Here is a 26,361-nt window from a genome sequence, read left to right on the forward strand (position 1 = left end):
AAGGAAGCCTGCAATGCACCGATTCACCCTGACCCTGCTGGCCGCCACCCTGGCAGGCTGCAGCCTGGTTCCGCACTACCAACGCCCGTCGACTCCGGTCCCCGAGCGCTATCCGCAAGGGCCGGCCTACCCGACGACCGCGTTCACCCAAGCCCCCGAACACTGGCAGACCATGTTCCGCGACCCTGCCCTGCGCCAACTGATCGAGACGGCCCTGGCCAACAACCGTGACGTGCGGCTGGCCCTGCTCAATGCCGAGGCGACTCGCGCCCAGTACCGCGTACAGCGCGCCGAGCAGCTGCCGCATGTCAGCCTAGATGCCAGCGGCCAGCGCCAGTACCTGCCACGGCGCATGACCGGCACCGACAGCGGCGTGATCAGCAGCACACAGGCCGTGACCTTGGGCGTCAGTGCCTACGAACTCGACATGTTCGGCCGCCTGCGCAGCAGCAGCGAGCAGGCGCTGCAAACCTACCTGGCCAGTGAACAGGCGCGCCGTGCCGCACAACTGAGCCTGGTGGCCAGCGTGGCCAGCGTGTACCTCACCTGGCGTGCCGACCAGGAACTGCTGGCGTTGGCCGAGCACACCCTGGCCGCCGACGAACAGAGCCTGCGCCTGACCGCCGGCCAGGTGCGCGTCGGCACGCTATCGGCACTCGACCGCATTCAGGCGCAGACCCGGGTCGACAGCACCCGCGCGGCGGTGGCGCGCTACCGCCGCCTGGCGGCCCAGGACCTGAACCAACTCGGCGTGCTGGTGGCCGGGCCGGTCGCAGACGACCTGCCTGGCCTGCCCCTTGCCCACGAGCAAATTGCCCCGGTGCCGGCCGGTATGCCATCGGACCTGCTACAACGGCGCCCGGACATTCTTCAGGCCGAGCACCAGTTGCAGGCGGCCAACGCCAATATTGGCGCGGTGCGTGCGGCGTTGTTCCCAAGCATCAGCCTCACCGCCAATGCAGGTACCAGCAGCCAGGCGCTGGCCGGGTTGTTCGACGCAGGTTCGGGCACCTGGCTGTTCAAGCCCCAGATCAGCCTGCCACTGTTCAACGCCGGCAGCCTGCGCGCGAACCTGGACTACGCCAAGTTGCAGAAAGACATTCAGGTGGCGCAGTACCAGAAGGCCATCCAAGAGGCGTTTCAGGAAGTCGCCGATGGCCTCGCGGCGCGCGCCACCTACCAACGCCAGTTGCAGGCCCAGCGCGACTTGGTGAACGCCAGCCAGCGCTACCACGACCTGGCGCAGAACCGCTACCGCACCGGGGCGGACAGCAGCCTGACCTTCCTCGACGCCCAGCGCCAGTTGTTCAGCGCCCAGCAGGGGTTGATTGGCGATCGCCTGGCACAACTGGTGGCCGAGGTGAACCTGTACGCCGCGCTCGGTGGCGGTTGGGACGCCAACCCACACCTGTAGACAGTTCCCTCTTCTCGAACCTGCACAGTCCTGGGTGTTGCAGCAAAGCTTGCCTGCCGTGGTCACAGGGTTAGAGTGGAAACACCAGCCTGGGCATTGCCACAAGGTAAAAATGCAGCAACACCCTGCAGATTTGCCAATTGTGCAAGGCAAATACGCATGACAGGATCCAGCGATCCACCCGCGCATTCCAGGCTTCACCTTGGAAATCAATAACAAAGCAGGGAGACCGCGATGAACGCGCATGCTCAGCCCACGGCCACGGATCACGTGTTGGCCGAAGTCCGCAACCACATCGGCCACCTCACCCTCAATCGCCCCGCAGGACTCAACGCCCTGACCCTGGACATGATCCGCGCCCTGCAATACCACCTGCACCGTTGGGCCCTGGATGACCAGGTGCACGCGGTCATGCTACGTGGCGAGGGGCCCAAAGGCTTCTGCGCCGGGGGTGACATCCGCTCGCTGCACGACAGCTTCAAGGCCGGCGAGCAACTGCACGCGACGTTCTTCGAAGAGGAATACGCACTGGACCTGTGCCTGCATCACTACCGCAAGCCGGTACTGGCGCTGATGGACGGTTTCACCCTGGGCGGCGGGATGGGCCTGGCACAGGGCTGCGAGCTGCGTATCGTGACCGAGCGTAGCCGCCTGGGCATGCCTGAAGTGGGTATCGGCTATTTCCCCGACGTTGGCGGCAGTTATTTCCTGCCTCGCGTACCTGGCGAGCTGGGTATCTACCTCGGCGTCAGTGGCGTACAGATCAAGGCCGCCGATGCGTTGTACTGCGGCCTGGCCGACTGGTATCTGGACAGCGAGTGTCTGGCGTCGCTGGATGCGGGGCTGGATCGGTTGCACTTCGGTGACTACCCACTCAAGGACCTGCAGAACCTATTGGCCAGCCTCGGCACCCAGGTACTCGACGATGCACCACTGGCCAAGCTTCGCCCAGTGATCGACCACTTCTTCGCCCTGCCCGACCTGCCCAGCATCGTCGAGCAACTGCGCGCGGTGACCATTGGCGACAGTCACGCCTGGGCCTTGCAAACCGCAGACCTGCTGGAAACCCGCTCGCCCCTGGCCATGGCCGTGACACTGGAACTGCTGCGCCGCGGCCGCCACCTGGCGCTCGAAGACTGCTTCGCCATGGAGTTGCACCTGGACCGCCAGTGGTTCGAACACGGTGACATCATCGAAGGTGTTCGCGCGCTGATCGTCGACAAGGACAAACAGCCACGCTGGAACCCACCTACCCTCGCCGGCCTGAACGCGCGCCGCGTCGCCCACTTCTTCGAAGGCCTGTAAGGCCGGGAGCCTGTGTATGCAAGACCTGGAACTGAGCGAAGAACAAGTCATGATCCGCGACATGGCACGGGACTTTGCCCGTGGCGAAATCGCGCCCCAGGCGCAGGCCTGGGAGAAAGCCGGCTGGATCGATGACGGCGTGGTGCGCAAGATGGGTGAGCTGGGTCTGTTGGGCATGGTCGTGCCCGAGCAGTTCGGCGGCAGCTACACCGACTACGTGGCCTATGCCCTGGCGGTGGAGGAAATCTCTGCCGGCGACGGCGCCACCGGGGCACTGATGAGCATCCATAACTCGGTCGGCTGCGGGCCACTGCTAACCTACGGCAGCCCTGCGCAGCAACAGGCATGGCTTGCGCCACTGGCCAGTGGCGAGGTGATCGGTTGCTTCTGCCTGACCGAGCCTCAAGCCGGGTCCGAGGCACACAACCTGCGGACCCGTGCCGAACTGATCGATGGGCAGTGGGTCATCAACGGGGCCAAGCAGTTCGTCAGCAACGCGCGTCGGGCCAAACTCGCCATCGTGTTTGCCGTGACCGACCCTGAGCTGGGCAAGAAAGGCTTGTCGGCGTTCCTGGTGCCCACCGATACGCCGGGCTTCAAGGTGGACCGCAGTGAACACAAGATGGGCATCCGTGCATCGGACACCTGCGCGGTGACACTCGACAACTGCCGCATTCCGGCAGACAACCTGTTGGGTGAGCGCGGTAAAGGCCTGGCCATCGCCCTGTCCAACCTTGAAGGCGGACGCATCGGCATCGCTGCGCAGGCGCTGGGCATCGCCCGTGCGGCGTTCGAGGCGGCCCTAGGCTATTCGCGCGAACGTATCCAGTTCGGCAAGCCGATCAACGAGCACCAGAGTATCGCCAACCTGCTGGCCGACATGCAGGTGCAGATCAATGCGGCGCGCTTGCTGATCCTGCATGCCGCGCGCCTGCGCTCGGCGGGCAAGCCCTGCCTGTCGGAAGCCTCCCAGGCCAAGCTGTTCGCTTCGGAAATGGCCGAGCGGGTGTGCTCGATGGCCATTCAGGTACATGGCGGGTATGGGTATCTGGAGGATTACCCGGTGGAGAAATACTACCGTGATGCACGCATCACCCAGATCTATGAAGGCTCAAGCGAGATACAGCGCATGCTGATCGCACGGGAGCTGCGCCACTACTCGATCTGAGATCAGCAACTGCTCCCGCCGGTTGGCGCATCAGCCCGGTGGGAGCAACGATCATTGCGTCACATCGCGTGACGCAGCATCTGCACGACCTGCGCATGCAGCGCCGGGTCACCGCATGCCACCACACAACCGCCCTGCTGCGCTGAGCTGCCGTCCCAGGCGGTGATCACCCCGCCGGCGCCCTGGATGATCGGCATCAGCGCCTGCACATCGTAGGGCTGCAAGCTGGCTTCGACGATTACGTCGACAAAGCCCGAGGCGAGCATGCAGTAGGCATAACAATCACCGCCATAGCGCATCAGCCGAGCTTTGCTGGCCACATCATTAAAGGCGGCCTTGCGTGCATCGGTGTCGAACATGTCCGGGGTGGTACACATCAGCGTGGCCGCACCAAGATCGGCGCACGCGCGGGTCCTCAAGGGCGTACCGCTGCGCCAGGCGCCTTCGGGTGTGCCAACGAAGCGCTCGCCGGTAAACGGCTGGTTCATCACGCCGATGCGCGGGGCGCTACCGTCGTTCAGGGCAATCAGCGTGCCCCACAGCGGCAGGCCGGTGATGAAGGCGCGGGTACCGTCGATGGGGTCGAGGACCCAGGTCAGTGGGCTGCTGCCCACGGCCACGCCCTGCTCTTCGCCAAGGATGCCGTGCTCGGGATAGCGCGCCTGGATCAATGCGCGCATGGCATCTTCAGCAGCCTTGTCGGCCACGGTCACCGGGTCATACAGACGCCCGCCCTTGTCCTCGACATCCAGCGCCGCACGAAAGTACGGCTGGATCGCCGTTGACGCAGCATCGGCCAGTTGTTCGGCGAAGGCACGGAATTCACCGATCTGTTCAGTGCTCAGGGACATGCAGCTTGCCTCAGTTGTTTGACAAAGGCTCGCATCATACCCGAGGCCGGTGCCGCGCGGCCCCTCCACCGTTGCATTTACCGCGCAGCTGTCCCAAGCTCTGCGCTTCCCGACGCCACGGACCGCACGATGCCCAGACGCCGCCTCTTCCTGATCGCCTTGTCGCTGCTGATCCTGGTGCCTGGCGTGCTCAGCTATCTATGGCGCACCCCGCAACCGAGCCCGCCCAGCTTGCCGCCGCACAGCTACGCCAAGGCGTTGCGTCAGGCACATGAGGGCCTGCCGGGGGCCGCACGCGTGCTGTACCAGCAATTGCAGCGTGACGACCTGCCCCCCATCCGCCGTGCGGCGCTATACGCCGAGTTGCCTCACTACCCTTCGCCCCAGGCCTTGAAGCTAGCCCGCCAGGACCTTGAACACGATGACCCGCAGGTGCGGCGCGCAGCCATCGCCGCGATCCGCCGCCTGGTGCCTGCCGCGCAACGCAGCCTGGTCCTCGGGCCACTGCTCGAGGATGACGACCAAAGCGTGCGCTTTGCGGTAGTCGACGCCTTGCTGGGGCTCGACCCCGACGCCATCGGCCTGTATTTCGGCCCGTTGCAGCAGGTGCTTGAGCAGTACCAGCAAGCCCTTGAGCATGAGCCCGACGATGCCGTGGCGCAGGAGCACCTGGCGCGCCTGTACATGCACGAACAGGCCTACCCCCAGGCGCAGGCTGCGCTAGAGCGCAGCCTGGCGCTCGCCCCTGAAGGGCTGGACGCGCTGGCGACCCACGTGCGTCTGCTCGAGCGCCTCGGCCAACCCGACGCCTCCCGCGAGGTGCTGGCCAAGGCCTTGGCCCTGCGCCCGGACTCGGCGTTCCTGCAATACCAACTGGGTCAGTGGCTGACGCGCCACGACCAACCCGAATACGCCCTGCTCGCGCTGTCTCGCGCCGTGGAACTTGAGCCTGACAACAGCGACTACCGCTACACCCTAGCGGTCACCCTGCATCAGCTGGAGCAAGTCGAAGCCGCGCAGCAGCAACTGGAGACACTGCTCAGCCACCAACCCGCCAATCGCCGTGCCAGGGTGCTGCTGATCCAGTACTGGAAAGAAACCGGCCAATTACAGAATGTCCAAGTGCTGCTGGCCGAACTCGAGCAGCAGAACCCCGATGACCCGGCATTGCAACAGGGGTTGTAGGTGCTTAACGGGCCAGTTGAACCCTGATCCCCCCGGCAAGGTCCAGTGATAGTAGGAGAGCGGCATGACCATTGCGGCGTGCCCACTGCCACAGGAGATTCGACGTGGCCGTTGCACCGCCTTTGGAGGAGCGAGCCCTGATCTTGGCTCCAGCCACGCTGGGAACCCAAACCCGGCGTGTACTGACCCAGGCTGGCATTGCCTGCCGCCAGACGTGCGACGTGCATCGGCTGGGCCGTTGGTTGGACGATGGGGCCGGACTGCTGGTGATTGCCGAGCCCGCCTTACCTACCGATGCGCGTTCGCCCTTGCACCGTTTCATCGAGCAGCAACCGGGCTGGTCCGACCTGCCCATCGTGTTGCTGGTCACCCAGGCTGCCCCCGGCGCGAACGCCTTCGGCAACCTGCTGGCGCTGAGCGCGCCGTATGCCGATGCCCAGTTGATCAACCTGGCCCTGTGGGCGCTGCGAGCCCGACGCGGGCAGTACCAGGCACGCGATCTGCACCAACAGCTAGAAGCTCAGGCACTTGCGCAACAGGCCGTGCAGCAAGCCCGCAAGCTGGATGCGATCGGCCATTTAGCTGGGGGCTTTGCCCACGACTTCAACAATCTGCTAACCAGTATTGGCGGCAGCCTGGAATTGATCGAGCGGCGGCTGTGCAAAGGGCGCAGCGATACGCTCGCCTCGCCTTTGCAAATGGGCCGCCAGGCAGTTGCCCGCGCGGCCCTGCTGACCCAGTGCCTGCTGGCGTTCTCCGCTCGCCAAACGTTGCACAGCCAAGCCGTGGACCTCGGTACGCTACTGAACCGTGAGTACTTGAGTCGCCAATTGGCTCAGGGGATCACGCTCAAGCTGCAATGCGATGCAGACCTCTGGCATGCCTACGTCGACCACGCACAACTACGGGCCTCGCTCGACAGCCTGTTGCGCAACGCCTGCGAAGCCATGCCCAGCGGCGGCGTGCTGAGCATCGAGGCACACAATGTTCGAGCCGACGCCTCCACCGAGCTGGCCCAGGGCGATTACCTCTGCCTGAGTATCAGTGACACCGGTCAAGGGATGTCAGCCACCACCCTGGAGCGCGCGTTCGAGCCATTCTTTACCACCAAGCCCGTTGGCCGGGGCGTGGGACTTGGCCTGTCGATGACCTATGGCTTTTGCAAACAGTCGCGTGGACGTTTGACAATGCACAGTCAGATCGGCAAAGGCACCGTGGTGCAGGTGTACCTGCCACGTTACAGGCCAAGCACTCAAAACAGTAGCCAAGCCACGCTACCCAAGGCAGGCGATAGTCGGGCCATCTTGTTGGTCGAGGACGACCCTGACGTCCGCCAACTGGTCAGCCAGTCGCTTGAGGAAGAGGGACTGCGGTGTGTCGTGGCCTGCGATGCCGAGCAAGCGCTGGAGCAGCTACAGACGACCCAGCCGTTCGGCCTGATGATTACTGATGTGGGTCTGCCCGGCATGAATGGTCGACAGCTGGCGGAGATCGCCCGCACCCTGCGCCCGACCCTGGCGGTATTGTTCATCACCGGTTACGCCGAAACGGCCACAGAACGGGGAGACTTTCTCGGCCCCGGCATGCAGCTGCTAAGCAAACCCTTCGAGCTGGAACAATTACGTGAGCGCGTGTCGCAGATGCTGACCCGTCATTGAGACGCCTCAGCCATGCAGCATGCGCTTGACCTGCTGGCAAAGGGCTTCGAGGGTGAACGGTTTGTACAGCAAGGCAACGCCCTGCTCCGCCAGCATCGGCGGTTCGATTTGCTCCTCGGTGTAACCGGTGATGAACAGCACCTTCTGTCCAGGCTCGAGCATTCGCATCGCCCTGGCTGCCTGTCGGCCATTGAAGCCATCCGGCAAGCCAATGTCGGTAATCACCAGATCGAAGGGCCCGCCGACACGAAAATGGCCCATACCGGTGTTGGCGTCGCTGGCATCGTCAACCGCATAGCCTCGGTCGAGCAAGGCTTCCTTCATCAATCGGCGCAGACTCACTTCATCATCGATCAACAGTAGCCGCTCGCCCTGCACGGCAAACGGCTCCAAGTCAGGCATTTGCGGTTCGGGCAGGCTGCCTGGGTAGCGCGGGAACATCATCATCACCCGCGTGCCCTGCCCTTGCACCGATTCGATCCACACATGTCCGCCGGATTGGCGGACGAAACCGTGCACCATGGGTAGTCCCAACCCGGAGCCACGCCCCAGGGCCTTGGTGGTGAAGAATGGCTCGAACGCTTGTCTGAGGTCCTCGGCGGACATGCCATGGCCGTCGTCTTCCACTTGAATGGCAACGTAGTCGCCCGCCGGGAGGGATGACCGCCCCTCCTGCACTGTGGTCAGCCGCTCGTTGGTGCTGCGTATCGACACCCGGCCGCGCCCCAGGCAGGCTTCGTGAGCATTGGCGCACAAGTGCAGCAGGCTGTTGCGCAACTGGTCGGCGTCGAGCTGAACCGGCCAGAGCTCCGTATCCAACTGCCAATCCAACTGGATTTCACTACCCAATGACTGGCGCAGCAGCGATTGCGCATCACGCAGCAACTGGTTGATGTCCAGCGGCGTCGGCGACAACGGCTGGCTGCGGGCAAACGCCAGTAGGTTGTGAGTCAAGCCAATGGCACGCTCGGCACATTCACGGGCCAGTTTCACGTAGTATTCCAGATTCTCCTGACGGCCCTGCAACAGACGCCGCTCAAGCAGTTCCAAGCTGCTACCGACCCCACTCAGTACGTTGTTCATTTCATGGCCCATGCCGCCGGCCAGCTTGATCGCCGACTCCAAGCGCGAACTGTCGCGCAGCGCAGCCTCGGCCAATTGCTGCACCGCTTGGCGCTGCTGGCTGATGTCACGCCCGACCAGCATGGGCATGGCTTGACCCGATACCGTGGTCCAGGAAAACCAGCAGTAATGGCCATCGACGTGGCGTATACGTGCCTCGAAAGTTGACGCCCCGCCCTGCTTGCCCAACGCGATGAGTGCCAGAAGCGCCTCGGTACAGTCGGCCGGATGCAGCAACGCCAGCAGGGAAGCGGAGTCCACTGGCGATGTCGGCTCAGACCAACCCAGTAGGCGTTGTCCGGACGGATTGGCCAACCGCAGGCACTGCTGGCTGTCGAGCATCAACATCACATCGGGGGACAGTTGCCAGGTGTACTCGCTGTTCGCCAGGTAGCTTGCCAGTTGCGCCTCGAACGACTGCGCCCGTTCGCGCCACTCACGGGTGAGTTCGGCGTCGACCGAGGCGGCGATCACGGTATGCAGGAAGCCCGCCACAGAACCGTAGTCATCGCGCAGCGGCGAGTAGTAGCAGGCAAATGGCCCTTCGCCAGAGCCTGGCAGCCTCACCGCCTCGACGTAGCTACCGTGCCCCTCCAGCGCCTTGAACAGCGCGGCCCCCATAGGCGGATCGGCCGCTTCCCACAAGTCGTGGAAGCATCGCCCTTGCAGCCCGCGAATCGGGTAGGCGTCATTCTGCACCACGCACAATTCTGGTCCCCACACCACGGCGCAAGGGAACGGTGACAATTGCAGCATGTCGACAGCAATGCGCAGGGCCGGTGGCCAGTGGGACAGCGGCCCCAGCGGGCTACGGCTCCAATCGTGACTGACGATGCTACCGTTCAAGCTCTGCGCCGTATCGGGCGCAGGGGCCAGGAGCACTATCTGGGTCTGTTCGCCCAGACGCTGGGCTTTAGCGACCAATGGCGTGCCCCCTGAACCGGATGGATCGGTGCATCATGGCATCAGCCGCCTGGGTGGGTGGGCGTGGGTCCTGGTCCATGGTTGTCGTTTCCACAAGCATCCTGTTCGCAGCAGCCTAGCACATCGCACACCGAACATGGCGGCCTGGCCACTGACGGCTATGCTCTAGGGGCTTCATTCCCAACGACTGCACAGGCGTGCGCAGATGAACACTAAAATCCTGGTTGTGCTGACCAATACTGCCAAGTACCCCACGCTCAAACGAGCCACTGGCTTGTGGCTCGGCGAGGCCGTGCACTTTGTTGATACCGTGCAACAGGCGGGGTTCGAGGTAGACTTCGTGAGCCCTGCAGGCGGCTATGTGCCGATTGACCCGCACAGCTTGCAGATGGCACCGGACCTCGACTGGCAGTGGTACGACGATAACACCTTCATGAGTCGCCTGGGTGCCACTCTGAGCCCGAGCCAGGTGAAGGCCGATGACTACGCCGCGATCTACTACGCCGGGGGCCACGGCGTAATGTGGGACTTCCCCGACAGCCTGCCGCTGCAAGACCTGGCGCGGCGTATCTTCGAACGCGGCGGCGTGGTGTCGGCCGTCTGCCATGGGGTGGTGGGGCTGCTTAACGTCAAACTCAGCGATAACAGCTTGCTACTCAAGGGCCGCAAGGTGACCGGCTTTTCCAACACCGAAGAAAAGCTTGCTGAATTGGACAAGGTGGTGCCATTTCTGACCGAAAACGAACTCGGTGGCCGCGGTGGGGACTACATCTGCGCGGAGGAGCCTTGGCAACCGTTCGTGGTGGAGGATGGCGCCTTGATCACGGGCCAGAATCCTGCATCGACAGGCTTGGTGGCCGAAGCGGTGATCAAGCGACTACAGGGCCGATAGCCGGCAATCAGCGCAGGCTTTCGCAGCGCCTGAGGGGGCAACGGCTTCGCTAGCCGCGCCCCCCAACAGCCTAGCGCACGGCATCACTCGACGTTCAGCACTCCCCGGCGCACTTGGTCACGTTCGATCGACTCGAACAGCGCCTTGAAGTTGCCTTCCCCGAAGCCGTCGTCCCCCTTGCGCTGAATGAACTCGAAGAATACCGGGCCCAGCAGGGTTTCCGAGAATATCTGCAACAGCAGGCGCTGATCGCCCTCGGCCGAGGCGCCATCGAGCAGGATGCCACGTGCCTGCAACTCGCCAACCGGCTCGCCATGCCCAGGCAGGCGCTCTTCGAGCATCTCGTAGTAGGTTTGCGGCGGTGCGGTCATGAAGCGCATGCCAAAACCCTTGAGGGCATCCCATGTCTTGAGAAGGTCGTCGGTGAGAAAGGCCACATGCTGGATGCCCTCACCGTTGAACTGCATCAGGAACTCCTCGATCTGCCCGGCCCCCTTGGACGACTCTTCGTTGAGCGGGATGCGGATCATGCCGTCAGGTGCGGTCATGGCCCGGGAAGTCAGACCGGTATATTCGCCCTTGATATCGAAATAGCGGATCTCACGGAAGTTGAACAACTTCTCGTAAAAGCCAGCCCAGTAGCTCATGCGGCCACGGTAGACGTTGTGAGTCAGGTGATCAATGATCTTCAGGCCCGCGCCGACGGGGTGGCGGTCCACGCCATCGATGAACTTGAAGTCGATATCGTAGATCGAACTGCCTTCCTCGTAACGGTCGATCAGGTACAACGGCGCACCACCGATGCCTTTGATCGCTGGCAGGCGCAGTTCCATCGGGCCGGTTTCGATGTCCACCGGCTGGGCGCCCAGGGCCAGGGCACGGGCATAGGCTTCGTGGGCGTTCCGCACGCGAAACGCCATGCCACACACCGACGGCCCATGTTCGGCGGCGAAATATGACGCAGGGCTTTTCGGTTCGTTGTTCAAAATCAGGTTGATGCCACCCTGACGATATAAGTGCACGTCCTTGGAACGATGGGTGGCCACCTTGGTGAAACCGAGCATCTGGAATACCGGCTCCAGCACTCCGGGCGTGGGCGATGCAAGCTCGATGAACTCAAAGCCTTCCAAGCCCATCGGATTGTCGAAGAGATCTGCCATGTTCATGTCCTCATCTGCAGCGAATAAACGGTTATCGGAGGGGGGCGATGCCGCGTTGCAGAGGGGGTGAGCAAGGGATGCCGCGTACGCTGCGGGCGAGGTAGTCACCGATGATCAGCTTGAACACAGGGTTTGTCATAGCGACCGATTCCGGGCGGTTCGATCCCTCGGTAGAGGGCAACCTTATTGTTGTATTCGTAAACCGATTCTACAGGGCGTAAATATCTTTGTCGCGCTTTAGTTAACGGGGCCAGCCGACAAACGGCTATCCTGTACCTGATCCGATCACCAGCTACAAGGTTCGTACACCATGCCACTGACCACTCGCCGCCCTGCCCGCTGGAGCTGGCGCACTCTGTTACCTTGGGGCGTGGCGGTGCTGCCGCTGCTATGCGGGCTGGGAGTGATTCGCTGGCAGAGCGAGCACGAAATCCGTGCCAGCAGCCAAGGTACCGCCCAAGAGGTGGTCCAGCACATCGAGACGATCCTCGACAGTCTCGCAGCGACTGCCAACCAACTGCTGCCCAAAGCCGGACAGCCCTGTGCACAAGTAGAGCTGGCATTGCGTGGCGAGGTCACACGCAATGCCTTCGTGCGTTCTACCAACTTGTTCGATCACGATACGCTGTATTGTTCATCGCTGTTCGGCGATTTCGACGAACCGGTCGATGCCCGCGACTACACCGACGGCACGCTATGGCTGATGGACGGCAACTCGGTGACCCCTGGGCATGCGCTACTGGTATACCGGGCCAGCCAAGGCCAGCGCGGGGCCATTACCACGCTGGACGGTTATCACTTGTTGACGGCCCTGCGCCTGCTCGGAGCAGGTGCAGAGGTGTACGTGCAGGTAGGCAACCACTGGCTGGGCCAGGATGGCCAAGTGCGCAGCGGCGCGCTGCCGGTGCCAGCCAGCGCCCTGGTCACCCTTGGCTCCAGTCGTTACCCGTTCAGCGTTCGTGCAGGCTTCGGCCCGGACAAGGCCGCGCAGCTTCTGCGCAGCCGCTATCCGGCGCTGTTGAGCCTGCTATTGGTGCTGGGTGTGTTGGCCGGTATGGCCTGCCGCTGGCAGCTGCGCCGGGCCAATTCACCGCGAGCGGAACTTGCCCGTGCGCTTGAAGCTGGCGAATTCCTGCCCTACTTCCAGCCTGTGGTACGCAAAGACGACTACCGCTGGGCCGGCGTCGAAGTGCTGATGCGCTGGCGCCACCCACGCGAGGGCTTGGTTCGCCCGGACCTGTTCATTCCCTATGCCGAGCACAGCGGGCAGATCGTCGACATGACCCGCAGCCTGATGCAGCATACCGCCCAAGCCTTGGGCCCGCACTCGACGCTGCTCGAAGACGGCTTCCACATCGGCATCAACATTACTGCCGATCACTGCCGTGACATGAGCCTGATCGACGACTGCCGCGCCTTCTTGCAACATTTCCCCCCTGGACGGGTGACGCTCACGCTGGAACTCACTGAACGCAAGCTGATCGAGCCAACGCCGATCACCCTTGAAGTGTTCGAAAAACTCCACGAGATGGGGGTCATGATCGCGCTGGATGACTTTGGCACTGGCCAGTCGAGCCTCAACTACCTGCGCCAGTTCAAGGTCGACTACCTGAAAATCGACCAAAGCTTCGTCGCCATGATCGGTGGCGATGCCCTTTCTCAACACATTCTCGACACCATCATCGAGCTGTCCGGCAAGCTGGCCCTGGGCATCGTAGCCGAAGGCGTGGAGACCACGGCGCAGCGCGACTATCTGGCACGTCATGGGGTGGACTTCCAACAAGGCTACCTGTTCGCCCGGCCAATGCCCTTGGCTGAACTGTTGTTGGCCCTGGCGGCACGCCCAGGCAGCCTGCGGTTGCCGCAGGCCCCTGCCCCTGAGATCATACGCGGCTGATTTATCCCTCCTCCTCCCGTTTCAGAGGCATTCGTGTCAAAAGGCATTGTTTCGTCGGTCATGGCATCCTGCCTGTTCGCCGTGATGTATTACTACACTTCCTTCCTGGCCCCACTGGACGGCGAGGAAATCTTTGGCTGGCGGATCCTGCTCACGTTGCCCTGCCTGACGCTGTTCATGCTGTTCTCGCGTGACTGGAAACACGTCGGTGCGCTGCTTGCACGGGTACGCCAGGCTCCGCTGTTGCTGCTAGGCATGCTCGGCACCTCATGGTTGATGGGCGTGCAGCTCTGGCTGTTCCTGTGGGCTCCATTGCACGGGCGCAGCCTGGAAGTGTCGATGGGCTACTTCCTGTTGCCCTTGACCATGGTCCTGACCGGACGGCTGGTGTATGGCGAGCGACTGTCGCGCCTGCAAACCGTGGCAGTCGCATGTGCGGCGATTGGCGTGGGGCACGAGCTTTATCAGCACGGTAGCTTCGCTTGGGAAACCCTGGTGGTGATGCTCGGTTACCCGATCTACTTCGTGCTGCGCAAGCGCTGCCGCACCGAGCACCTGGGTGGACTGTGGTGCGACATGGGCCTACTGCTGCCTTGGGCTTTGTATTTCGTGGTCCAAGGACCGCTGAGCGCAGCCGACCTGGCGCAGCACCCGGCACTCTACGGCCTGATTCCGCTGCTCGGCGTGATCAGCGCCTGCGCGCTGATCACGTACGTGCTAGCCAGTCGTTTGTTGCCGTTTAGCCTGTTCGGGCTACTCAGCTATGTCGAGCCGGTGTTGCTGGTGGCCGTCTCACTGCTACTGGGCGAGACCATCGGCCCCGACCAGTGGCTGACCTACCTGCCGATCTGGGCCGCGGTGCTGGTGCTGGTGCTCGAAGGCATCAAGCACCTGCTGCGTCAGCGACAGCGTCTGGTGTAAGACGCACCTGACGTACCCGACGCTCCTCGACCGCCACCACTGTCATGCTCCAGCCATTCCAGATGAGCTGATCACCCACCACCGGAAGGCGGTCCAGCAAGCTCATCACCAGACCCGCGAGGGTCTGGTAGTCCTCGGTGGCGCGCGCGGCAAATCCGGTCCGGGCCTGAACCTGAGCCAGGTTCAACGCACCGCTGACGACGAAGCCACCGGCCTCCTCGACCACGCCCGGGCCTTCCACCTCGCTGGCATCAGGCAACTCGCCGGCAATCGACTCGAGGATATCGGTCATGGTCAGCACGCCGGTAAAGTCACCGAACTCGTTGACCACGAAGGCGATGTGGGTCGACTGCGCACGCATCTGCTCCAGGGCATTGAGGATGCTGAAGCTCTCCAGCAGGTTCAACGGTGCGCGCGCCAGGGCTTCAAGGTCTGGCTGGTTGCCGGCCAACAGTTCCTTGAGCAACTCCTTCTTGTGCACGAAGCCCAGCGGCTCGACGCTGTGGCCATCACGCAGCAACGGCAGGCGTGAGTAGGACGAGTTGACCAGCATCTGGGTGATGGCCTCGGCCGGCTGCGACAGGTCGATCACATCGACTTCGGCGCGCGCCGTCATCACTGTGCGGATCGGCCGCTCAGCCAGGTTCAAAACACCGCTGATCATCACCCGTTCGCGGCGATCGAACACCACCTGCTCCTCGCCACCTTCGACCAGGTCGGCGATTTCCTCGCCCACCTCGTCCGCTTCCACGCGGCGCCCGCCCATCAGGCGTAGTACGGCGTGTGCGGTGCGTTCGCGCAGCGGGCGATGCTGCTGCACGCTGCGCTTGCGGCGGGCACGGGCCAGCTGGTTGAACAGCTCGATCAACAACGAGAAACCGATGGCCGCATACAGGTAGCCCTTGGGAATGTGGAAGCCCAGGCCTTCGGCAGTCAAGCTGAAACCGATCATCATCAGGAAGCCCAGGCACAGCATGATCACCGTGGGGTGGGCGTTGACGAAGCGCGTCAGCGGCTTGCTGGCGACGATCATGATGCCGATGGAGAAGATCACCGCGATCATCATCACCGACAGTTCCTCGACCATGCCAACAGCGGTGATCACCGCATCCAGCGAGAACACCGCGTCGAGCACCACGATCTGCGCCACGATCGGCCAGAACGCGGCATGACGCAACGTGCCGGAGGCTTGGGTCACATGCCCTTCGAGGCGCTCGTGCAGCTCCATGGTGGCCTTGAACAGCAGGAACACACCACCGAACAACATGATCAGGTCACGGCCAGAGAAGCTCTTGCCGAAGATCTCAAACAAGGGCGCGGTCAGCGTCACCATCCACGAGATACTGGCCAACAGGCCAAGACGCATGATCAATGCCAGAGACAGGCCAATCACACGCGCGCGGTCGCGCTGATGCGGCGGTAGTTTGTCGGCGAGGATGGCGATGAACACCAGGTTGTCGATACCCAGTACCAGCTCGAGGACGATCAACGTCAACAGGCCCAGCCAGGCCGTAGGGTCGGCTAGCCATTCCATTAGCGGGTACTCACAAGGCGGGCGTCACAAGGACGCAGGGAGGAAGGCCGGAAAGGCCAAGGACTGGGGGGCTCCGAGAAGCGGCTCATAGATACCTGGATAGAAAAAAGGGAATGTGATCCTACAATCGAAGCAGCTTTTCGTTACAGCAAGAAACTATTACAAAAGCTGTAACAGGGGCTGTGGGCATTTTCCTTCAATACCCAGCCTGTCGGCGCTCGTCAGGATGCTGTGGTCTTGAACCCTGAAAGGAAATTTCCAATGAGCTTGTCCCTGTCCATGGCGGCGTTCGCGCTGGCTGCCTCCATTTCGCCCGGCCCGGTCAACATCGTCGCCCTTGGCAGCGGCGCTCGTCACGGCCTGCGCGCCTGCCTCGGCCACGTTGCCGGCGCCACCCTGGGTTTTTGCCTGCTGCTGGTGCTGACTGGCCTTGGCGTACATGAACTGCTGCTGCGCTGGCCGCTGCTTGGCACGCTATTGCACGGAGGTGGCGTGTTGTTCCTGCTGTACATGGCCTGGAAGCTGGCCAGCGATGATGGGCGCTTGCAAGGCGACGCCACGCAACAGGCACCCAGCGCCTGGCACGGCGCAGCCATGCAGTGGCTCAGCCCCAAGGCCTGGCTCGCGGCGGTGGCTGGCGTGGGCGCCTATACCGGCGGTGAGCAGCAATTACTGTGGCTGTTCACCTGGATCTACGCGCCGATCTGTTTCGTGTCGATCGCCAGTTGGGCCTGGGCAGGCAGTGTGATCCGCAGCTACCTGCACCAACCGCGTCGGCTGCGTCTGTTCAACCGCGCATTGGCGCTGTTGCTGGTGGGTAGTGCGGGGTATCTGCTACTGGGCTGAAACGGCGGCGATTCACCCTCAGCCTTGGCGGTAGTGCCCAGGCGTCGTCGCCAATTGGCGCTTGAAGGCGCGCTGCAAATGCGCTTGATCGGCGAATCCGGCTTCCAGCGCGACCTCGACTATCGGGCGCCCAAGGCGCAGTTGAGTCCGAGCATATTGCACGCGCTGGTCGAGCAGGTAGCCATGCGGCGTGAGCCCGAAACGTTTGCCGAAGGCGCGAATCAGGTACGCACGCGAGAGCCCCACCGCAGCGCAGACATCCTCCAGCGTCAGCGGGTCAAGCCGATGCGCGCGGATGAACGCTGCCGCCATGTCCAATTGTGGGTGCGGCATATGCCGATGTTCACCGCCAGGCTCCAGATACCCTGGTAATGCGTCGAAGAACGCGACCAGCGACTGCGCCTTGAGAGCGGCACCGTGCTCGCCGAACAAGTCGGCGAACACGTTGAGCAAATGTGCGTACAGGCCCGGTGCGGGACTCATGGTCGCCTGCGGCAGCTTGAAGTGCAGTGCCTGCAACCATGCCAGGTCGACGAACAGCATCAGGTAGGACCATGGCTCGCCCTGGATTGGGTTGCAGGTATGCACCACGCCAGGGTTCATCAGCACTGTGGTGCCTGCCCTGACCTCGTGCTGCGAGCCGCCCGTCAGGTAGGTGCTACGCCCTCCGGTAATCACGCCAATCGAAAAACTTTCGTGCGCGTGGGCGGCGTAGCAGACCTGGCGCCCGTCCCCTACCCGGCGCGCCTCGACGAAGGGCAACGCCGGGTCGCGCCAGAACCGCGAGATCTCGATCATGCCATCCCCCTTGCGCATCTGATCAGGGAGACTTTTACCGGCAGCGGGCTGCACGAGCAAGCTTGTACGGGCGTGAGGTCAAGGCATGACCGGAGGGATGTACTGCAACGTGTTGCCCAATGCCCACAGCAGCACCAGCACCAAGGGCACGTGTACCAGCAATTGCACGAACGAGAAGCCAATCAGATCGCGCGCCTTGAGCCCCAGCACGCCCAGCAGCGGCAGCATATAGAACGGGTTGATCAGGTTCGGCAGCGCCTCGGCGGCGTTGTAGATCTGCACCGCCCACCCCAGGTGGTACTGCAAGTCATTGGCGACCAGCATCACGTAGGGCGCCTCGATGATCCACTTGCCGCCGCCTGAGGGGATGAAGAAGCCAAGTACCGCCGAGTACACCCCCATCAGCAGTGCGTACGTGTCGTGGGTCGCGATCTGAGTGAAGAACAACGAGATATGGTGGGCCAGCGTCTCACCGTCGATACCCTTGACCTGGGTAAGAATGGCCGCGATAGAGCCGTACAGCGGAAACTGGATCAGCACCCCAGTGGTGGTGGGCACGGCGCGGGCCACGGCATCGAGAAAGCTGCGTGGACGCCAGTGCAATAAGGCGCCGAGCATGATGAACAACAGGTTGTAGGTGTTCAGCCCGGAAATCGCAGTGATCGCAGGCTTGGTGGCAAACTCCTGGTACAGCCAACCGGCGGCCAAGGCGACCAGCAACAGGATCAGGATCGGGCTGTATTCGAGCCACTCGCCGGGGCGGGTGCGCCGAGGCGCAGGCGGGGCGCTGAAACTAGGGTCGACACCGCAGTCTTCGGCGCTACGGGCGCTGCTGGGGCCCGGCGCGGTGGCGTAGGCGACCACCAGCGAGACGATCACCAGCGCGGCCAGCATCACACCCGACTGCCAGAGAAAAATGGTTTCGGTGAACGGGATCACGCCTGTGATCGACAGGATCGACGGCGGCAGGCTGGCCGGGTTGGCCTGCAGTTGCGCAGCCGAGGACGACAGCCCCAGCGCCCATACCGCGCCCAAGCCCAGGTAGGCGGCGGCACCGGCGGCGCGGTAGTCCATTTTCAGCTCGGTGCGTCGGGCCAGGGCGCGTACCAGCAAACCGCCGAACACCAGCGACAGCCCCCAGTTGAGCAACGAGGCAAGCATCGAGATCAGCGCCACCCAGCACACAGCCGAACGGCCGTTTTTTGGCAGCCGCGCCAGGCGGTCGATTAGCCGAGCGGCAGGCGGCGAGCTGGCGACTACATAACCGCCAATGACCACGAAGGCCATCTGCATGGTGAACGGAATCAGGCTCCAGAATCCGTCACCGAAGGCTTTGGCGGTGTCGGTGGGCTTAGCGCCCATTATCAGGGCGCCCAGGCACACCAGCACCACGGCAAGGGCGGCGAACACCCAGGAATCGGGGAACCAGCGTTCGGCCCAGTTGGAGCAGCGCAAGGCAAAGCGGGCGGAGCGGCTGTCTTGAATATCAGCGGCCACGGGGTTTTCCTTTTATTGGTTTTGTAGGTCTTGCAATACTGAAACACGCAAAACCCCGTGGGAGCGGGCTTGCCCGCGAATGCGGCAGTGAATTCACCAACGCATTCGCGGGCAAGCCCGCTCCCGCAGGGTCAGGGATACGGCTTAAAAGGTCATTTCCTTCACATCGTCCGGCACGATCAGCTTGCCGGCGGTCTTTTCGATGATTTCCTCGACGCTCACTCCTGGCGCGGTCTCGCGCAGGATGAACGCACCGTTCTCGATCTCAAGGTAGGCAAGGTCGGTCAGCACCTTGCGAATGCAGCCGGCCCCGGTCAATGGCAGGCTGCACTTGGGCAGCAGCTTGGACTCACCGTCCTTGGAGGCATGGGTCATGGTGACGATGATGTTCTCGGCGCCGGCCACCAGATCCATGGCGCCGCCCATGCCCTTGACCAGCTTGCCAGGGATCATCCACGAGGCGATGTTGCCTTCCACGTCCACCTCGAACGCGCCCAGTACGGTTAGGTCCACATGCCCGCCACGGATCATGGCGAAGGACTGCGCCGAGTCGAAGATCGAGGCGCCACGGCGGGCGGTGACCGTCTGTTTGCCGGCGTTGATCATGTCGGCGTCGAGGGTGGCTTCGGTGGGGAACTCGCCCATGCCCAGCAGTCCGTTTTCCGATTGCAGCATCACATCCATGTCGGCAGGCACGTAGTTGGCCACCAAGGTGGGGATACCGATGCCAAGGTTGACGTAGTAGCCGTCCTTCAGTTCTCGGGCGACGCGTTGCGCCATCTGTTCGCGGGTCAGTGCCATGGTCAGGATCTCTTTGTTGTTCTGAAAGATGGCGCTCAGGCCTTGACGGTGCGCTTTTCGATGCGCTTTTCGAAGGTGCCGACGATCACCCGGTCGACGAAGATGCCGGGGGTGTGGATCTCGCTGGGCAGCAGCACACCGGGCTCGACGATTTCCTCGACCTCGACCACGGTGATCTTGCCGGCGGTGGCCGCCAATGGGTTGAAGTTCTGCGCAGTGTTGCGGTACACCACATTGCCGTAGTGGTCGGCCTTCCAGCCCTTGACGATGGCGAAGTCACCGGTGATGGATGTTTCGAGGATGTATTGGCGGCCTTTGAACTCACGCACTTCCTTGCCCTCAGCCACGGGAGTGCCGTAACCGGTAGCGGTGTAGAAGGCTGGGATGCCAGCGCCGCCAGCGCGCATTTTCTCGGCCAGGGTACCTTGTGGGGTCAGTTCCACTTCCAGCTCGCCACTGAGCAACTGGCGTTCGAACTCAGCGTTTTCGCCAACATAGGAGGCGACCATCTTGCGAATCTGCCGGCCTTCGAGCAATACGCCCAGGCCGAAGCCATCGACGCCGCAGTTGTTCGACACCACGGTCAGGCCCTTGACGCCACGGCGCTTGATCTCGGCAATCAGATTTTCAGGGATGCCGCATAGGCCAAAGCCGCCGGCCAGCACCGTCATGCCGTCGGTCAGGCCTGCCAGGGCCTCTTCGTAAGTTGCTACACGCTTGTCCAGTCCGGCCATGCTCAGTCGCCTTTTGTCGTTGTTAGAACCGTGCAGTCATCTTCACCGCAGGCGACTGATTTGTTAATTTTGTTTTCGTCATTGATTGATAAATTTTCCAAAACAAAAGGCCAACCCCCTCATGAACGTCAAGCAGTTGCGTGCCTTCGTCACCGTGGCCAAGTACCAAAGCTTTGCCCAAGCCGGCGAACAGCTGCATGTCTCGCAACCGGCCTTGAGCCTGACCATCAAGGCGCTGGAGGACAATCTTGGCGGCGCCCTGCTTACCCGTACCACCCGCAGCGTCAGCCTGACCGCAGAAGGCGAGGTGCTGCTGCCACTGGCACGGCGCCTGCTGGCCGACTGGGATGACACCGAGGAGATGCTGCGCCAGCGCTTCACCTTGCAACTGGGCCGGGTGTCGGTCGCCGCCATGCCCTCCTACGCCGGCAACCGGCTGCCCGAGGCGCTCAAGGTGTTCCGCCAGCGCTACCCGAAGGTCAACGTCACCGTGCACGATGTAATCAACGAGCAGGTCCTGGAACTGGTACGCCATCGGCGCGTCGAACTGGGCATCGGCTTCGAGCCCGACAGCTGCGAAGCGCTGCTTTTCCATCCCTTGTACATGGACCGTTTCGTCGCCGTGGTGCCTGCCGACTCGCCCCTGGCCCGGCAACCCCAGGTCCGCTGGCAAGAACTGCTGGCCCAGGACTTCGTCGCGCTGCAACGGCCCTCAGCTGTGCGCCTGCTGCTCGAACAGCACGTAGCCGCCGAGCACGGCAAGCTCACCGTGGCGTTCGAGAGCCACCAGTTGGCGACTGTCGGGCGCATGGTTGCCAGCGGTCTGGGGGTGAGTGCCGTACCGGCGCTGTGCATCGAACAGATGCTCGAACTCGGCGCCTGCTGCGTACCACTCACCGACCCCACCGTGGAGCGGCGCATCGGCGTGATCGCCCTGGCCGACCACAAACTGTCGAAAGCCGCCCAAGCGCTGCTTGAGGTACTGCTTTCACACGCCCATCCACAGGAGATGGCATGCGATACGTGAATCTGGCGGGCATCTCGCGGTTCCGGCCATCGGCCAAGGCACGTGGTACATGGGCGAGCCCCCCGGGCACAGGGCGTCCGAACACGCAGCGACTGCGAGGGTGTAACGGTGCCAGGCGCCGAATGACTCAATGGAAGTCTCGGCTGCGCACATTCAGGCCCTGCAACAACGCGCTGACATCCTCCAGCCGCCGGGCAATCAGATGGCGCACCCCGCTCTGCTGCTCCAGCCGCCCGCTCACCTTGAGCAACTGCGCACCGACCAGCGCCCGGCGCTGACGCTCGGCCAGCTCACGCCAGACCACCACATTGAGCATGCCGTGCTCGTCTTCGAGGGTGACGAACGTCACACCACTGGCGGTCTGCGGGCGCTGACGCCCGACCACGATGCCGGCCACGGCAATCTGGTCACCCTCCTCCAACCCGGCCAGTTCTGCCGAACTGCGACAGCCCAGTGCCCGCAGGCGTGGGCGCAGCAAGGTCAGGGGGTGGGGCCCGAGCGTGGTGCCCAGGCTCTGGTAGTCGGCCAGCACGTCTTCGCCCACGCTCGGCACCGGCAGTTCGACCGCAGGCTCTGGCGCCGGCCCCAGTTGCGCGAACAACGGCAGTTGCGCCTGCACCGCCGCCACTTGCCAACGCGCTTGGTGCCGGTCACGGGCCAGCCCACGCAATGCCCCAGCGTCGGCGAGCATGGCACACGCGCGACTGTCCAGGGCAGCGCCTAGGCACAGGTCTGCCACATCGCGCCAAGCCCGCTGCGCCCTGGCCTGTACCAGGCGCTGGGCATCGGCCTCGGCAAAACCACGGATCTGCCGCAAACCAAGACGAATGGCCAACTCGCCCGCATCCACAGGTTCCAGGGTGCAATCCCAGTGACTGTGCTGCACATCCACCGGACGCACCTCGATACCCTGGCGGCGCGCTTCCTGCAATAACTGGTCGGGGCTGTAGAAGCCCATCGGCCAGCTATTGACCAAGGCACAGGTGAAGATCGCCGGTTCATGGCATTTCAACCAACTGCTGGCATAGCACAGCAAGGCGAAGCTGGCGGCGTGGGACTCGGGGAAGCCATAACTGCCAAAGCCCTTGATCTGCTCGAAGATGCGCTCGGCGAAAGCGCGTTCGTACCCATTGCGCAGCATGCCGTCGATCAGCCGCAACCGATGCGGCTCCAGGCCACCATGGCGCTTCCAGGCGGCCATGCTGCGGCGCAGTTGATCGGCCTCGCCGGGGCTGTAATCGGCGGCGACCATGGCCAGCTCCATCACCTGCTCCTGAAACAACGGCACGCCCAAGGTGCGCTCGAACACGTCTTCGAGTTTTTTCGACGGATAAGTGACTGGCTCGACCTTCATGCGCCGACGTAGATACGGATGCACCATGTCACCCTGGATCGGCCCTGGGCGCACGATCGCCACCTCGATTACAAGGTCGTAGAAGGTGCGTGGCTGCAAGCGCGGCAGCATGGCCATCTGCGCACGCGATTCGATCTGGAATACCCCCATGGTCTCGGCACGGCTGATCATCGCGTAGGTGGCCGGGTCTTCCTGGGGGATGCTCGCCAGGCTCAGCTCACGCCCGCGGTACAAGGCCATCAGGTCGAAGCAGCGACGCAAGGCACTGAGCATACCCAGGGCCAGCACATCGACCTTGAGCAGCCCGACCATGTCCAGGTCATCCTTGTCCCACTGGATCACAGTGCGCTCGGCCATCGCGGCGTTCTCTACCGGCACCAGTTCGTGCAGCGGCTGGTGGGAGATGACGAAGCCGCCGGGGTGCTGCGAAAGGTGCCGGGGAAAACCAATCAACTGCGCCGCCAGCACCAGGATGCGCCGCAGCGAAGGGCTCTGGGCATCGAAGCCGGCCTCAGCCAGACGCTCGGCATCCGGGATACGGTCGCTCCAGCGGCCACAGCACTTGGCCAGGGCATCCACCTGATCGGCAGGCAGCCCCAGTACCCGTGCCACATCACGCACAGCCCCTGCAGCGTGGTAGCTGCTGACCACGGCCGTCAGCGCCGCACGGTGGCGACCGTAACGGCGAAACACGTACTGGATCACCTCTTCACGGCGGTGGTGTTCGAAATCCACGTCGATGTCCGGCGGCTCGTTGCGCTCGCGTGACAGAAAACGCTCGAACAGCAAGCGATGCGCCATGGGGTCGAGTTCGGTAATGCCCAGCACGAAGCACACCACCGAATTGGCCGCTGAGCCTCGCCCCTGGCACAGGATGCGCTGGCTACGGGCGAAGGCGACGATGTCGTGCACGGTCAGGAAATAACTTTCGTAGCCCAACTCCTCGATCAAGGCCAGTTCCTTGGCCAGCAACGCGTGCACCTGGTCGCTGGCCCCCTGCGGCCAGCGTGCGGGCAGGCCCCGTTCGCACAGGCTACGCAGCCAGCTCGCGGGGGTATGCCCCTCAGGCACCAACTCGCGGGGGTAACGGTAGTCCAGCTCGCCCAGATCGAAGCGACAACGCGCAGCGATGGTCAGGGTTTCGGCAAGCAGCGGCGCAGGATACAACGCTTGCAGTTGCTCCAGCGTACGCAAGTGGCGCTCGCCATTGGCGAACAATAAGTGCCCCGCCTCGGCCACGCTGCAATGGCCGCGAATGGCCGTCATGCAGTCTTGCAAGGCGCGGCGGCCACGGGCGTGCATGTGCACATCGCCACACGCCACCAAGGGGACATCGAGCCGTGCGCCGAGGGCCTGCAACGTGGCCAGGCGCTCACGGTCGTCGGTGCCGCGATGCAGGTGGACGGCCAGCCACAGGCGCTCACCGAACAGCCTGCGCAACTGCTGCCCAGCGCTGACATCGGGCTGTGCCTCTGGCACCCACAAGGCCAACAGTCCGTGATGATGAGCGGCCAGGTCATCGATCTTTAACTGGTAACGTCCCTTCTCGGTCCGGCGCCGGGCCAGGGTGATCAAGCGGCACAGGTTCTGGTAACCGGCCAGATCCTCTACCAGCAACACAAGCTTGGGGCCCTGCTCCACCTGCACTTCGCTGCCGACGATCAGTTTGAGCCCGTGGCTCTTGGCCGCCTGCCAGGCCCGCACGATGCCGGCCAAGGTGCATTCGTCGGTGATCGCCAGGGCCTGATAGCCCTGCTCGTGGGCACGTCGGAACAGCTCATCGGCACTGGAGGCGCCGCGCTGGAAGCTGAAGCTGGACAGGCAGTGCAGCTCGGCATAACCCGGTACGCTCATGCGAACCAGCCCTGCAACCACAGCGGTCCGGGCTGCGCCAGGTCGCGATAGGCCCAGCCCTGCAAGCCGTCGCGGGTCTGAATACGGTAGTAGTCACGCCGCACATCGCCGCCATCCCACCAGCCCGACTCGATGCGCTCGGCGGGGCCAAGCAGTTGCAAGCCGGCTTCAGGCAGGGACACTGGCTCGGCGAGCAGCCAGCCCGGACGACTGCCCGGGGTGACGCTCAGGGCACTGGGCCCGCCCTGCCCGGTCAGTTGCCAGGCGCACTCCGGGCGGTGGTCCGCCTCGGCGCGCAGGCCACTGACCGCCTCGTCCCCCAACCGTGCACGCAGCCGTTCGCGCAGTTGTTCCCAGGGTTGCGCCTGCTGGCTGCGCGCATCGAACAACCCCTGGCGCTGCGGCACGAAGGGCGGCAAGTCGGCGGCCACCAGGCGCAGGTTGCGCACGGGTGCTTTGATGCGCAATGGCTCCAGCCGCCCACGGGCCAGTTCGAACAGAATCGCCGCCTCGCGCTCAGCCGCCAGCAAACCCACCGGCAGGCAGGTGTCCGGGCCCTCGGCATGCTCCAGGTACAGCACGAAGCGCTGCACGCCACAATCGCGGCCAGCAAGGAAAGCCGCCAGGTCATTGAGCAGCCGGCGCAACGGGAACAACAACGCTTGGTGCGACTCGACATCGAAATTCAGCTCAAGCCGCACGTCGAAACGGTCTGGCGGCTGGTAAAAATCCAAAGCCAGGCTGCGCAGGCCGAACAATTGATCCAAGTGCAACTGCACCTGGGCGCTGAAACGCCTCGCCAACGCCTCCCTAGGCAATCGCATGACCTGCTCGAGCCGACGCAGTCCCATGCGAATGAAGGCCTCGCAGGCCTCGGTGGGCAAGCCGGCACGCTCGATGGGCAGTGCAAGCAAGGCTTGGTGCGTGGCCTCGGGGTCGGTTACGGCCAGACCATCGTGGGCGTTGGCCAGCACGCGCGCCGCGACCGGGTTGCTGGCCAATACAATGCGCTGGCGCAATCCCAGCTCAGCCAACTCGTGGCGCAGTCGCGCTTCGAACGCAGGCCAGGGGCCGAACAGTTGCAGGCTAGCGCCCACTTCCAGCAACAGGGCGCGCGGGTAATGCACGCTGACTTGGGCACTGAAACGGTAGGCCCAGGCCGCCAGCAACTGTTGCAGTTGCTCGATACGTGCAGGCTCGGCCTCGACACAGGTAAAACCATCGGCCAAGGCGCGAGCCGCTGTGAGGGTTTGCCCGGGGCGAAGCCCGAGCTGCCGTGCTGCCGGGTTGACCGCCCGCAGCACGCGGCGTTGGCTCGGCCCCTGGATCAGCACCAGCGGCGCATCAGGGTCGTCGCGCTCGCGCAGCACGCTGTCCAGCGCCAGCTGCGGTAGCACGATGCAGGCCCAGAGCATGATG

The 26,361-nt window shown here is 63.5% G+C and carries 20 protein-coding genes and 1 pseudogene; 11 read left to right on the forward strand and 10 right to left on the reverse strand.

Translation table 11 applies throughout. The features are described 5' to 3' along the window. Positions 1-13: 13 nt before the first annotated feature. From FEM01_RS03410 to FEM01_RS03420, 3 genes are all read left to right on the forward strand, one after another. A complete protein-coding gene (locus FEM01_RS03410) occupies positions 14-1,414 on the forward strand; it encodes an efflux transporter outer membrane subunit (protein WP_138217856.1) in 1,401 nt (466 codons plus the stop codon). 234 nt (positions 1,415-1,648) lie between these two features. Continuing rightward, positions 1,649-2,719, forward strand: a complete 1,071-nt coding sequence (locus FEM01_RS03415) for an enoyl-CoA hydratase/isomerase family protein (protein WP_138217857.1) — start codon at positions 1,649-1,651, stop codon at positions 2,717-2,719. A 16-nt stretch (positions 2,720-2,735) separates the two neighbouring features. Continuing rightward, on the forward strand, positions 2,736-3,887 hold the full coding sequence (locus FEM01_RS03420) for an acyl-CoA dehydrogenase family protein (RefSeq protein WP_138217858.1): 1,152 nt from the start codon (positions 2,736-2,738) through the stop codon (positions 3,885-3,887). Between the two features lie 59 nt (positions 3,888-3,946). Here FEM01_RS03420 and hisN read toward each other — a convergent pair whose 3' ends face one another. After that, positions 3,947-4,738, reverse strand: a complete 792-nt coding sequence (gene hisN, locus FEM01_RS03425) for a histidinol-phosphatase (protein WP_138217859.1) — start codon at positions 4,736-4,738, stop codon at positions 3,947-3,949. A gap of 129 nt (positions 4,739-4,867) precedes the next feature. Between hisN and FEM01_RS03430 the strand changes: the two genes are divergently transcribed. Then, positions 4,868-5,923 (forward strand): tetratricopeptide repeat protein, encoded by a 1,056-nt coding sequence (locus FEM01_RS03430; RefSeq protein ID WP_138217860.1) that lies wholly within the window; start codon positions 4,868-4,870, stop codon positions 5,921-5,923. A 104-nt stretch (positions 5,924-6,027) separates the two neighbouring features. Beyond that, complete coding sequence (locus tag FEM01_RS03435) at positions 6,028-7,581, forward strand: response regulator (protein WP_138217861.1); 1,554 nt, start codon at positions 6,028-6,030, stop codon at positions 7,579-7,581. A 6-nt stretch (positions 7,582-7,587) separates the two neighbouring features. Here FEM01_RS03435 and FEM01_RS03440 read toward each other — a convergent pair whose 3' ends face one another. Then, positions 7,588-9,549: a hybrid sensor histidine kinase/response regulator gene (locus FEM01_RS03440; RefSeq protein ID WP_138217862.1), complete on the reverse strand. Its 1,962-nt coding sequence runs from the start codon at positions 9,547-9,549 to the stop codon at positions 7,588-7,590. Between the two features lie 283 nt (positions 9,550-9,832). Here FEM01_RS03440 and FEM01_RS03445 point away from each other — a divergent pair, with 283 nt between their 5' ends. Further along, positions 9,833-10,519: a type 1 glutamine amidotransferase domain-containing protein gene (locus tag FEM01_RS03445; protein WP_138217863.1), complete on the forward strand. Its 687-nt coding sequence runs from the start codon at positions 9,833-9,835 to the stop codon at positions 10,517-10,519. An 83-nt stretch (positions 10,520-10,602) separates the two neighbouring features. On the opposite strand, the gene hppD is transcribed toward FEM01_RS03445, so the two are convergent. Further along, positions 10,603-11,679, reverse strand: coding sequence for a 4-hydroxyphenylpyruvate dioxygenase (gene hppD / locus FEM01_RS03450; protein ID WP_138217864.1), 1,077 nt, complete (start codon positions 11,677-11,679; stop codon positions 10,603-10,605). Positions 11,680-11,989: 310 nt separating this feature from the next. On the opposite strand from hppD, the gene FEM01_RS03455 reads away from it, so the two are divergent. Together FEM01_RS03455 and rarD are read left to right on the forward strand one after the other, a co-directional pair. Then, positions 11,990-13,576 (forward strand): EAL domain-containing protein, encoded by a 1,587-nt coding sequence (locus FEM01_RS03455; RefSeq protein WP_138217865.1) that lies wholly within the window; start codon positions 11,990-11,992, stop codon positions 13,574-13,576. Between the two features lie 33 nt (positions 13,577-13,609). Next, positions 13,610-14,497 (forward strand): EamA family transporter RarD, encoded by an 888-nt coding sequence (rarD, locus tag FEM01_RS03460; RefSeq protein ID WP_138217866.1) that lies wholly within the window; start codon positions 13,610-13,612, stop codon positions 14,495-14,497. On the opposite strand, the gene FEM01_RS03465 is transcribed toward rarD, so the two are convergent. Then, the gene (locus FEM01_RS03465) at positions 14,460-16,031 is read right to left on the reverse strand and encodes a TerC family protein (protein ID WP_138217867.1); all 1,572 of its coding nucleotides are present in this window, start codon (positions 16,029-16,031) and stop codon (positions 14,460-14,462) included. The two genes, rarD and FEM01_RS03465, sit on opposite strands and share 38 nt — an antisense overlap. 261 nt (positions 16,032-16,292) lie before the next feature. Here FEM01_RS03465 and FEM01_RS03470 point away from each other — a divergent pair, with 261 nt between their 5' ends. After that, the gene (locus tag FEM01_RS03470; RefSeq protein WP_138217868.1) at positions 16,293-16,877 is read left to right on the forward strand and encodes a LysE family translocator; all 585 of its coding nucleotides are present in this window, start codon (positions 16,293-16,295) and stop codon (positions 16,875-16,877) included. An 18-nt stretch (positions 16,878-16,895) separates the two neighbouring features. Here FEM01_RS03470 and FEM01_RS03475 read toward each other — a convergent pair whose 3' ends face one another. From FEM01_RS03475 to FEM01_RS03490, 4 genes are all read right to left on the reverse strand, one after another. Further along, complete coding sequence (locus FEM01_RS03475; RefSeq protein ID WP_138217869.1) at positions 16,896-17,675, reverse strand: helix-turn-helix transcriptional regulator; 780 nt, start codon at positions 17,673-17,675, stop codon at positions 16,896-16,898. 78 nt (positions 17,676-17,753) lie between these two features. After that, positions 17,754-19,172 (reverse strand): short-chain fatty acid transporter, encoded by a 1,419-nt coding sequence (locus FEM01_RS03480; RefSeq protein WP_138217870.1) that lies wholly within the window; start codon positions 19,170-19,172, stop codon positions 17,754-17,756. 144 nt (positions 19,173-19,316) lie between these two features. Further along, positions 19,317-19,973 carry a CoA transferase subunit B gene (locus FEM01_RS03485; RefSeq protein ID WP_138217871.1) on the reverse strand — a complete coding sequence of 219 codons (657 nt, stop codon included), beginning with the start codon at positions 19,971-19,973 and terminating at the stop codon, positions 19,317-19,319. Between the two features lie 35 nt (positions 19,974-20,008). Then, positions 20,009-20,707 (reverse strand): CoA transferase subunit A, encoded by a 699-nt coding sequence (locus FEM01_RS03490; RefSeq protein WP_138217872.1) that lies wholly within the window; start codon positions 20,705-20,707, stop codon positions 20,009-20,011. 121 nt (positions 20,708-20,828) lie between these two features. On the opposite strand from FEM01_RS03490, the gene FEM01_RS03495 reads away from it, so the two are divergent. Then, positions 20,829-21,734, forward strand: coding sequence for a LysR family transcriptional regulator (locus FEM01_RS03495; RefSeq protein WP_138217873.1), 906 nt, complete (start codon positions 20,829-20,831; stop codon positions 21,732-21,734). After that, positions 21,722-21,825, forward strand: a pseudogene (locus FEM01_RS24350) (aldo/keto reductase); the annotation flags it as partial. The gene FEM01_RS03495 and the pseudogene FEM01_RS24350, both read left to right, overlap by 13 nt. Before the next feature lie 36 nt (positions 21,826-21,861). On the opposite strand, the gene FEM01_RS03505 reads toward FEM01_RS24350, so the two are convergent. After that, positions 21,862-24,942, reverse strand: coding sequence for an error-prone DNA polymerase (locus FEM01_RS03505; RefSeq protein ID WP_138217874.1), 3,081 nt, complete (start codon positions 24,940-24,942; stop codon positions 21,862-21,864). Continuing rightward, positions 24,939-26,357 (reverse strand): Y-family DNA polymerase, encoded by a 1,419-nt coding sequence (locus FEM01_RS03510; RefSeq protein ID WP_138217875.1) that lies wholly within the window; start codon positions 26,355-26,357, stop codon positions 24,939-24,941. The genes FEM01_RS03505 and FEM01_RS03510 overlap by 4 nt, the downstream gene beginning before the upstream one ends. Positions 26,358-26,361 lie beyond the last annotated feature (4 nt).

The organism is Pseudomonas mosselii (genome assembly GCF_005796105.1).
Taxonomy (GTDB): Bacteria; Pseudomonadota; Gammaproteobacteria; order Pseudomonadales; family Pseudomonadaceae; genus Aquipseudomonas; species Aquipseudomonas mosselii_C.

Excerpts from the sequence above, each read along its gene's own strand:
- FEM01_RS03415 (WP_138217857.1), top strand. The coding sequence starts at position 1,649 with ATGAACGCGCATGCTCAGCCCACGGCCACGGATCACGTGTTGGCCGAA.
- hppD (WP_138217864.1), bottom strand. The coding sequence starts at position 11,679 with ATGGCAGATCTCTTCGACAATCCGATGGGCTTGGAAGGCTTTGAGTTC.
- FEM01_RS03455 (WP_138217865.1), top strand. The coding sequence starts at position 11,990 with ATGCCACTGACCACTCGCCGCCCTGCCCGCTGGAGCTGGCGCACTCTG.
- FEM01_RS03470 (WP_138217868.1), top strand. The coding sequence starts at position 16,293 with ATGAGCTTGTCCCTGTCCATGGCGGCGTTCGCGCTGGCTGCCTCCATT.
- FEM01_RS03475 (WP_138217869.1), bottom strand. The coding sequence starts at position 17,675 with ATGATCGAGATCTCGCGGTTCTGGCGCGACCCGGCGTTGCCCTTCGTC.
- FEM01_RS03410 (WP_138217856.1), top strand. The coding sequence starts at position 14 with ATGCACCGATTCACCCTGACCCTGCTGGCCGCCACCCTGGCAGGCTGC.
- FEM01_RS03505 (WP_138217874.1), bottom strand. The coding sequence starts at position 24,942 with ATGAGCGTACCGGGTTATGCCGAGCTGCACTGCCTGTCCAGCTTCAGC.
- FEM01_RS03485 (WP_138217871.1), bottom strand. The coding sequence starts at position 19,973 with ATGGCACTGACCCGCGAACAGATGGCGCAACGCGTCGCCCGAGAACTG.
- FEM01_RS03445 (WP_138217863.1), top strand. The coding sequence starts at position 9,833 with ATGAACACTAAAATCCTGGTTGTGCTGACCAATACTGCCAAGTACCCC.
- hisN (WP_138217859.1), bottom strand. The coding sequence starts at position 4,738 with ATGTCCCTGAGCACTGAACAGATCGGTGAATTCCGTGCCTTCGCCGAA.
- FEM01_RS03495 (WP_138217873.1), top strand. The coding sequence starts at position 20,829 with ATGAACGTCAAGCAGTTGCGTGCCTTCGTCACCGTGGCCAAGTACCAA.
- FEM01_RS03465 (WP_138217867.1), bottom strand. The coding sequence starts at position 16,031 with ATGGAATGGCTAGCCGACCCTACGGCCTGGCTGGGCCTGTTGACGTTG.
- FEM01_RS03490 (WP_138217872.1), bottom strand. The coding sequence starts at position 20,707 with ATGGCCGGACTGGACAAGCGTGTAGCAACTTACGAAGAGGCCCTGGCA.
- FEM01_RS03430 (WP_138217860.1), top strand. The coding sequence starts at position 4,868 with ATGCCCAGACGCCGCCTCTTCCTGATCGCCTTGTCGCTGCTGATCCTG.
- FEM01_RS03420 (WP_138217858.1), top strand. The coding sequence starts at position 2,736 with ATGCAAGACCTGGAACTGAGCGAAGAACAAGTCATGATCCGCGACATG.
- FEM01_RS03510 (WP_138217875.1), bottom strand. The coding sequence starts at position 26,357 with ATGCTCTGGGCCTGCATCGTGCTACCGCAGCTGGCGCTGGACAGCGTG.